This is a genomic window from Polaromonas sp. P1_E3 (genome assembly GCF_056405935.1).
The window spans coordinates 1-971 of the sequence record NZ_JBFUBD010000692.1 but is presented as its reverse complement, the minus strand read 5'-3'; the positions used below and the strand labels follow the sequence as shown (position 1 = coordinate 971).

General features: G+C 56.6%; 1 protein-coding gene. It reads right to left on the bottom strand.

The window, feature by feature from the left end; all coding sequences use genetic code 11:
- Positions 1-544: 544 nt before the first annotated feature.
- A partial coding sequence (locus tag AC1D0Z_RS22845; RefSeq protein WP_477660416.1) for a hypothetical protein occupies positions 545-971 on the bottom strand: 427 nt, incomplete at its 5' end.

Sequence of the window (971 nt, the reverse complement as noted above, 5' to 3'; positions counted from 1 at the left end):
GCGGAGATAAGCTTACCGGCGGCGATTTCGAGGGATGAGCGCGCACGGGGCATTTTTTGATGTTTAACGTTTGACATGAGCGGCGGCCGCAAGTGGGCGAAGCCCGCTTGTGGCCGTCCGCTCGATGGAAGGGTTAGAGCGCATTCCGGCGCCCGGAGGTTCGCTCATTCGATGACATAAGACCCTCCCATTTTGAGGAGGAGGCGAACGACTCTTCTCGCTCGTTGTGAAAGTAGATCCACCCACCACAGCGCCTGCCGAGTTCAGACAGACGCTCGATGTGTTCCGCCTTAAGCTCAAGCTGCCCGTATTTGAATGGACCTTGCGATACCGCTCGCCAAAGAGCGAACTCCAGACCTTTCATCCAGCCAGCGGAATAGGCCCGTTCTGAAAGCAGTGACATGTACTCGGCGAGTTCTCGCTGTGGAGTGGAGAGGTCGCTCAGCATGCTTTGCGCGCTAACGTTGGAGGCCACCGACACGCAGCAACTGCCGCGCAGCGGCATCCTGCTGATGTATGTCCGTGTGGGCCGAAATGTTAAGTCTCATTGACCTCGTGCCTCAAATTCATCGACCAAGGCGTACCACTCTCGAAGCTCTTCCGCCCGCTGCACATTACCCTCTAGGACATCAACTTGGTGGCGCGCTAAGTAGAACTCACTTTCACCGCGAATCTTTCCCCGAGCCTTGATCTTCTCCAGCCGCGCCTGCTCCTTCTCATTGAACTCAGGGTAATGTGCTGCGATCGCAACGTCGAGCACCTTTGCGGCCTGCATCCTCATTGCCGGTGGTAATGATTTCAACAGCATGGGAGTCTCTCGCAAACCCTGCTCCATCCCCGTCGCGAGTGCAGACCTCGAGTGTTCGCCGGTAGGTTCTGCGTACATTGGTCGAATTTTTTTCCAACTCTCACATAGCCGCAGGGCTCGCTCATCCTCTACGGTCGCGAGTTCACCATGGAGGTCGTCATAC